Source organism: Pseudoflavonifractor sp. 524-17 (assembly GCF_009935845.1).
In the GTDB taxonomy this organism is placed as follows: domain Bacteria; phylum Bacillota; class Clostridia; order Oscillospirales; family Oscillospiraceae; genus Pseudoflavonifractor_A.
Genome location: NZ_QWEK01000049.1, coordinates 21,309 through 27,948, shown reverse-complemented (window position 1 = coordinate 27,948; position 6,640 = coordinate 21,309). Strand labels below are relative to the sequence as shown.

Below are 6,640 nucleotides of genomic sequence, written 5' to 3'. Positions count from 1 at the left end.
TTTACGCCCGGTGACGATGGTCTGTGAAGTGCTTTTCTCTTCTTTTTCTTGGAAGAAAAAGAAGCAAGAAGAATTTTAATCCCGCCGCGGTGCCAGTCCGTCTCTGCGCTTTGTGCCAGGCGACGGCAGCCCCTTGTCAAACGCTGCGGCGGGACAGTTTTACACGTTTTCTTCGTTGGCCAGAGACAGGCCCATCATAGACAGCTTGTTGATGACCTCTTCCAGGGACTTTCGGCCCAGGTTGCGCACCTTCATCATCTCATCCTCGGTCTTGGAGATCAGATCCTCCACTGTGTTGATATTGGCCCGCTTGAGGCAGTTAAAGGAACGCACCGACAGATCCAGCTCCTCAATGGTCAGCTCCAGTACCTTGTCCCGCTGGGCCTCGCTCTTTTCCACCACGGTGGACTTGGAACCCATCGTCTCGGACAGGTCCGTGAAGAGGACAAAGTGGTCGCACAGGATCCGGGCACCCAAGCTGACGGCATCCCGGGCGGTAATCGTCCCGTTGGTCCATACCTCCAAGGTCAGCTTGTCAAAGTCTGTGAGGTCGCGCACACGGGTGTTTTCCACCGTGTAGTTTACCTTGCGCACGGGGGTATAGATGGAGTCCACCGGGATGAGCCCGATCACTGCCTGGGCCGGTTTGTTCCGGTCGGCGGAGACATAGCCCCGGCCGTGGGAGAGTGTCAGCTCCATATTCAGACTGGCGTCGGGGCCCAGGGTGGCAATGTGCAGATCCGGGTTGAGTATCTCTACCTCGCCGTCGGTTTTGATGTCGCCGGCTGTTACCTCGCACTCGCCGCTGGCCTCAATATAGACGGTCTTCACGCCCTCACAATGGAGCTTCACAATGATGCTCTTGATGTTGAGGACGATTTCCGTCACATCCTCTTTAATGCCGGGGATGGTGGTAAACTCATGCTGTACGCCGGCGATCTTGATCGAAGTGACTGCAGTACCGGGCAGAGAAGAGAGCAGGATGCGGCGCAGGGAGTTGCCCAGCGTGGTGCCATAACCACGCTCCAGAGGCTCGACTACGTACTTGCCATAGGAGCCGTCCCCTGGATTTTCTACACATTCGATGCGCGGCTTCTCAATTTCTACCATGTGTTACCCTCCTTTTCGCAGCGGCGGGCCGGGCAGCCCGCCGCTTGGTTTTACAGCTCACCAATAATCGAGGGTACGCGCTCTCTTACTTGGAGTACAGCTCGACGATCAGGTGCTCCTCGACGGGCAGGTCGATGTCCTCGCGGGTGGGCATCTGAACCACAGCACCCTTCAGCGTATTCTTTTCCCGCTCCAGCCACTTGGGCAGCAGCACGGTGGGGGCGTCCTCACCGGTCAGGCGCTTGAACTTTACAGACGAGCGGCTGGACTCCTTGACCTCAATCACGTCGCCGGGCTTGACCAGATAGGAGGGGATGTCCACCCGCTGGCCGTTGACCGTGAAGTGGCCGTGGCCTACCAGCTGCCGGGCCTCACGTCGGGTCATGGCGAAGCCCAGGCGGTACGCCACGTTATCCAGGCGGCGCTCCACCAGAATCAGCAGGTTGTCGCCGGTCTTGCCGCTCATGCGGGTGGCCTTCTCGTAGTACATGCGGAACTGCTTCTCCATGATGCCGTAGACAAATTTGACCTTCTGCTTCTCGGACAGCTGAAGGGCATACTCGCTCTTCTTCTTTCTCATCTGGCCGCCGGGATTACGGTTGCTCTCCTTCTTGGCGTAGCCCATAGCGGCAGGAGAAATGCCCAGCGCGCGGCAGCGCTTGGCGATAGGCTGCATATTCTTTGCCATTTCTCTAATTCCTCCTTACTCTTACACGCGGCGGCGCTTGGGCGGACGGCAGCCGTTGTGGGGCACGGGGGTCACATCCTTAATCAGGGTGACCTCCAGTCCCACGGCCTGCAGGGCGCGGATGGCGGCCTCCCGGCCGGCGCCGGGGCCCTTCACGTAAACCTCCACGGTCTTCAGGCCGTGCTCCATAGCAGCCTTGGCAGCGGTCTCGGCGGCAGTCTGGGCGGCGTAGGGGGTAGATTTCCGGGAGCCCCGGAAACCCAGACCGCCGGAGGACGCCCAGGACAGGGCGTTGCCGCCCATGTCGGTCACTGTGACCATGGTGTTGTTGAAGGAGGAACGGATGTGTACCTGGCCCTTCTCCACGTTCTTGCGCTCGCGGCGCTTGCGGATTACTTTTTTCCCTTTGGTGTTTGCAGCCATGATTCCTATCCCTCCTTACTTCTTCTTGTTGGCGACGGTGCGCTTGGGACCCTTGCGGGTACGGGCGTTGGTCTTGCTGCGCTGGCCGCGGACCGGCAGCCCCTTGCGGTGGCGAATGCCCCGGTAGCAGCCGATCTCGGTCAGCCGCTTGATATCCATGGCCACGTCCCGGCGGAGGTCGCCTTCCACAGTGTAACTATGGCCGATGACCTCACGCAGCTTGGCCTCTTCCTCATCGGTAAGGTCCTTTACGCGGGTATCAGGATTGATTCCGGTCTCAGCCAGGATTTTATTGGCGCTGGTGCGCCCAATGCCGAAGATATAGGTCAGACCGATCTCGATCCGCTTGTCTTTCGGCAGGTCAATGCCAGCAATACGAGCCATACTGTTTCAGCACCTCCTATTAACCTTGTCTCTGCTTATGCTTGGGGTTTTCACAAATTACCATGACTTTGCCCTTGCGCTTGATCACTTTGCACTTCTCGCACATGGGCTTCACGGACGGTCTTACCTTCATGTCAGTAACCTCCTGTAGCCTGATGGCCCCGGCGGGAGACGGGGGCAAGGCCCCTCGGCCGCCGGTCGTTTAGGCACGTATAAACGCGCCGGTACTATCCGCGCGCCTTCGCTTTCCGGTACACTGCCCGCCGCTGCGCGAAAAACTCCTTGCGCTCTGCGCAACTGCTTTTTCGCCTCCGCGTCTCCCTGTGTACCGGCTCCGGCGTCTGCGCGCTTCTGCTTACTTACTTCTCCAAGTAATGCGTCCCCGGGTCAGGTCATAGGGGGACATCTGGATGGTGACTTTATCCCCCGGCAGGATGCGGATAAAATTCATCCGCAGTTTACCGGAGATATGCGCCAGGATGATGTGGCCGTTTCCAATATCCACATGGAACGTAGTGTTTGGAAGGGACTCCACCACGACGCCCTCCACCTCGATCATATCGTCTTTTGCCAAAGCGTCATACCCTCCTTGATTCCTCTCGGAAAGCGGCCAGCGCCCTCCTGAGTGCTCGGTCAGAAACTGTCTCGCCCATCTGGAGGCGTTGGATAACGGGATTTAAATAGCCGCCCCGATTCTCCACCGCCACATGTCCCAGTTTTTTTCGCTTGGGGCGCTCCAGCCTCCGTCTCTTTCCATCGGCCAGCAGGAGGCGGCAGTTCTCCTGGTCCACGCCGACGACACAAAAGAGCTGGTCCTTGTCATGCCCCGCTGTGGATCGGACGATCCAGCCGGTGTAGTCATACATAGGCCCTACTCTCCTGGACAGGTAAGCACTTCCGGCTCCCCGTCGGTAATGAGGATGGTGTTTTCATAGTGGGCGGCCAGGGAGCCGTCCGCGGTGACGGTGGTCCACTTGTCCTTGAGGACCCGGACCTCCCAGCCGCCGGCACACACCATGGGTTCCACCGCGATGGTCATGCCGGGCTGAAGGCGGGGTCCGTGTCCGGCGGGGCCGAAGTTGGGCACCTCCGGCGGCTCGTGGAGCTTGCGCCCCACCCCGTGGCCCACGAAATCCCGGACCACGGAACAGCCGTTTGCCTCCACATACTGCTGCACCGCGTGGGAGATGTCATAGACCCGATTGCCTGGCCGGGCCAGCTTGATCCCCGCCCAAAAGCTGCGCTCTGTCACATCAATCAGATGCTGCGCCTCGGGGGAGATGGCGCCGCAGGGGAAGGTGGCGGCACAGTCGCCGTGAAAGCCGTCCAAAACGGCCCCCACATCCACGCTGACGATGTCCCCTTCCACCAGCTTCCGGTGGTCGGGGATGCCGTGAATAACCACCTCGTTGATGGAGATACACGCCGAACCGGGGAATCCGCCGTACCCCAAGAAGGAGGGCTTCGCCCCCTTGCTCTCGATAAAGCGGCGCACCGCGGCGTCAATCTCCACGGTGGACACGCCGGGACGCACCATGGAGCCGGCCAGCGCCCGGGCCTGGGCGGTAATCCGCCCGGCCCGGCGCATCTGTTCAATCTCTCTGGGGGATTTGAGGGAAATCATCTCCATCCGGCTCACTTCCCCAGCAGCTCCATAATGGCCTGATTGGTCGCCTCGATGCCGCCCTGATCCGGGACAGCATTCAGGATGCCCTTGCCCTGGTAGTAGTCCTTCAGGGGCTCGGTTTCTTTGTGGTAGACCGCCAGGCGCTGATTTACGGTCTCCGGCAGGTCATCCCTGCGCTGCTCCAGCGCCCCGCCGCACTTGTCGCACACGCCCTCCGTCTTGGGGGGCGCGGACTGCATGTGGTAAGTGGCGCCGCAGGCATGGCACGTCCGGCGGCCGGTCATGCGGGCCTGAATCACGCTGTCGTCGATCTCCAGGGAGAGCACCTTGTCAAAATGGATGCCTCTCTGGTCCAGCGCCTCTGCCTGGGCGATGGTGCGGGGCACCCCGTCCAGGATATAGCCGCCGGCGCAGTCCGGCTGGGCCAGCCGCTCTTTGATGACTTCGATGATGACTTCGTCCGGCACCAGCTTGCCTGCATCCATAAAGGACTTGGCCTTCTGGCCCACGGGCGTGCCCTCTTTTACTGCGGCCCGGAGGATATTCCCCGTAGAGATGGTGGGGATTCCCAGCTTCCTGCTGATAATCTCCGCCTGGGTCCCCTTTCCGGCGCCCGGCGCACCTAAGAGAATGATTTTCATAGCCCTGCCACCTCAATTACTCCAGGAAGCCTTTGTAATGCCGCATGAGCATCTGCGCTTCCATGGCCTTTACGGTCTCCAGCGCCACGCCCACCACAATGATAATGGAAGTACCGCCGATGGCCAGTGCGCTGCTGTTCAGCACACCGCCGGTGACGATAGGGGCGATGGCGATGACGGACAGATAGATTGCGCCGAAGAAGGTGATCTTGTTCAGCACCCGGGTGATGAAGTCGGCGGTGGGCTTGCCGGGGCGGTAGCCCGGGACAAAGCCGCCGTTCTTCTTCAGGTTGTTGGCCACCTCCACAGGGTTAAACTGCATGGTGGAGTAGAAGTAGCTGAACCCCAGGATGAGCAGGAAATATACCACGATATAGAAAATGCTGGTGGTGTCAAAGATTTTCAGGAAATTGTACCAGCCGGTCCCCTCCACACGGGCGGAGGGCACGAAAGCGCCGATGGTAGCCGGCAGGCCGGCGATGGCCTGGGCGAAGATGATGGGCATAACGCCGCTCATATTCACCTTCAGGGGCAGATGGCTGGACTGGCCGCCGTACATCTTCCGGCCCACCACGCGCTTGGCGTACTGGACGGGAATACGGCGCTCGGCGTTGCTGATGAAGACAATAAAGACCACCATCAGCAGCATTCCTACGATAATCAGGGGAACGGCCCACACCGCCAGGGTCTTGGCCTGCACACCCTGGACCATGCTGAGGATCATGTGGGGAATGCGGGACAGGATGCCGGCGAAGAGGATGATGGAGATACCGTTTCCGATGCCGAACTCGGTAATCTGCTCCCCCAGCCACATAACGAAGGCGGATCCGGCGGTAAAGGTAAGCACAATAACAATGGCCGCCCACCAGCCGGGCACGCCAGTGGTGTCCAGTACGCCGGTATAGCTGTTAATCAGGGTGTAGTAGCCGAAGCCCTGGACCAGGGCGATGGCCACGGTGACGTACCGGGTGATAGAGGCCAGCTTTTTGCGGCCCTCCTCGCCGCCCTCCTTCTGCATCCGCTCCAAAGCGGGGATGGCGACGGTCAGCAGCTGCACAATAATCGAGCTGTTGATATAGGGCTGCACCCCCAGGGCAAAGACAGCGGCCTGGGAAAAGGCAGTTCCGTTCATGGCGCCCAGCAGGCCGAAGATGGTGCCGCTCATGGCGTTCATCTGCGCGGCAAAGGAGTTGCCGTCCACGAAGGGGACCGGGACAGCAGAGCCCAGCCGGAAAATCAGCAGCGCGAAGACGGTAAACATAATCTTCTTGCGCAGCTCGGGAATTTTCCAGGCGTTGCGTACCGTCTCGATCACTTAGATCACCTCGTACTTTCCGCCCGCCGCGACGATCTTCTCCTTCGCGGAAGCGGAGAACGCGGAGGCACGGACCGTGAGCTTCTTGGTCAAAGTCCCGTTGCCCAGAATCTTGACGCCATGCTCACACTTGGACAGGACGCCCTTTTCCAGCAGGTCGCAGACGCTGACGGTAGCGCCATCCTCAAACTTATTCAGCGCGGAGACATTGATCGACTCCAGACGCTTGGCGAAAATGTTGTTAAAGCCCCGCTTGGGCAGGCGGCGGGCCAGAGGCATCTGGCCGCCCTCGAAGCCCACACGGACGCCGCCGCCGCTGCGGGCCCACTGGCCCTTCTGTCCGCGGCCGGCGGTGGTGCCGTTGCCGGACCCCTTGCCGCGGCCCTTCCGGTAGGCCTTCTTCACAGAGCCCGGAGCGGGAGAGAGTTCATGCAGTTTCATTTCGCGCACCT

At 60.3% G+C, this 6,640-nt stretch carries 11 protein-coding genes; all 11 read right to left on the bottom strand.

Translation table 11 applies throughout. The features are described 5' to 3' along the window. Positions 1-159: 159 nt before the first annotated feature. Positions 160-1,110 (bottom strand): DNA-directed RNA polymerase subunit alpha, encoded by a 951-nt coding sequence (locus tag D1159_RS15210; protein WP_161846500.1) that lies wholly within the window; start codon positions 1,108-1,110, stop codon positions 160-162. An 85-nt stretch (positions 1,111-1,195) separates the two neighbouring features. Next, complete coding sequence (gene rpsD, locus D1159_RS15205) at positions 1,196-1,798, bottom strand: 30S ribosomal protein S4 (RefSeq protein ID WP_161846499.1); 603 nt, start codon at positions 1,796-1,798, stop codon at positions 1,196-1,198. A gap of 21 nt (positions 1,799-1,819) precedes the next feature. Further along, positions 1,820-2,221: a 30S ribosomal protein S11 gene (gene rpsK, locus D1159_RS15200; protein ID WP_161846498.1), complete on the bottom strand. Its 402-nt coding sequence runs from the start codon at positions 2,219-2,221 to the stop codon at positions 1,820-1,822. Positions 2,222-2,236: 15 nt separating this feature from the next. After that, positions 2,237-2,605 carry a 30S ribosomal protein S13 gene (gene rpsM / locus D1159_RS15195; protein ID WP_161846497.1) on the bottom strand — a complete coding sequence of 123 codons (369 nt, stop codon included), beginning with the start codon at positions 2,603-2,605 and terminating at the stop codon, positions 2,237-2,239. Positions 2,606-2,624: 19 nt separating this feature from the next. Next, positions 2,625-2,738 carry a 50S ribosomal protein L36 gene (rpmJ, locus tag D1159_RS15190; protein ID WP_008982609.1) on the bottom strand — a complete coding sequence of 38 codons (114 nt, stop codon included), beginning with the start codon at positions 2,736-2,738 and terminating at the stop codon, positions 2,625-2,627. Between the two features lie 222 nt (positions 2,739-2,960). Continuing rightward, the gene (gene infA, locus D1159_RS15185) at positions 2,961-3,179 is read right to left on the bottom strand and encodes a translation initiation factor IF-1 (RefSeq protein WP_161846496.1); all 219 of its coding nucleotides are present in this window, start codon (positions 3,177-3,179) and stop codon (positions 2,961-2,963) included. A 4-nt stretch (positions 3,180-3,183) separates the two neighbouring features. After that, a complete protein-coding gene (locus D1159_RS15180) occupies positions 3,184-3,471 on the bottom strand; it encodes a KOW domain-containing RNA-binding protein (protein ID WP_161846495.1) in 288 nt (95 codons plus the stop codon). 5 nt (positions 3,472-3,476) lie between these two features. Then, positions 3,477-4,229 (bottom strand): type I methionyl aminopeptidase, encoded by a 753-nt coding sequence (gene map, locus D1159_RS15175; protein ID WP_161846502.1) that lies wholly within the window; start codon positions 4,227-4,229, stop codon positions 3,477-3,479. 11 nt (positions 4,230-4,240) lie between these two features. Next, on the bottom strand, positions 4,241-4,873 hold the full coding sequence (locus D1159_RS15170) for an adenylate kinase (protein ID WP_161846494.1): 633 nt from the start codon (positions 4,871-4,873) through the stop codon (positions 4,241-4,243). A 16-nt stretch (positions 4,874-4,889) separates the two neighbouring features. Further along, positions 4,890-6,188 carry a preprotein translocase subunit SecY gene (gene secY, locus D1159_RS15165; RefSeq protein WP_161846493.1) on the bottom strand — a complete coding sequence of 433 codons (1,299 nt, stop codon included), beginning with the start codon at positions 6,186-6,188 and terminating at the stop codon, positions 4,890-4,892. Then, positions 6,189-6,629: a 50S ribosomal protein L15 gene (gene rplO, locus D1159_RS15160; protein ID WP_161846492.1), complete on the bottom strand. Its 441-nt coding sequence runs from the start codon at positions 6,627-6,629 to the stop codon at positions 6,189-6,191. It abuts the gene before it with no gap. Positions 6,630-6,640 lie beyond the last annotated feature (11 nt).